The organism is Salinivibrio sp. EAGSL (assembly GCF_013366455.1).
In the GTDB taxonomy this organism is placed as follows: Bacteria; Pseudomonadota; Gammaproteobacteria; order Enterobacterales; family Vibrionaceae; genus Salinivibrio; species Salinivibrio costicola.
Genome location: NZ_JABWMG010000074.1, coordinates 1 through 291 on the forward strand (window position 1 = coordinate 1; position 291 = coordinate 291).

General features: G+C 51.9%; 1 rRNA gene. It reads right to left on the bottom strand.

Going from position 1 to position 291, the window contains the following annotated elements:
- A 16S ribosomal RNA gene (locus HLG76_RS14750) occupies nucleotides 1-269 on the bottom strand; the annotation flags it as partial.
- Nucleotides 270-291 lie beyond the last annotated feature (22 nt).

The following is a 291-nucleotide window of genomic DNA, read 5'->3' on the forward strand; positions in this document are numbered from 1 at the left end:
CCTAACTGGGCCCATCCCAACGCGATAGCTTACATGTAGAGGCCACCTTTGGTCCCAGCTCGTAATGAACTAAGACATTATGCGGTATTAGCCGTCGTTTCCAACGGTTATCCCCCTCGTCAGGGCAGGTTCCCAGCCTTTACTCACCCGTCCGCCGCTCGACGTCCAGTAAATCCACCGAAGCTTCAATACTGCCGTTTCCGCTCGACTTGCATGTGTTAGGCCTGCCGCCAGCGTTCAATCTGAGCCATGATCAAACTCTTCAATTAAAGTTTTGGTGTTTGCTTTTCC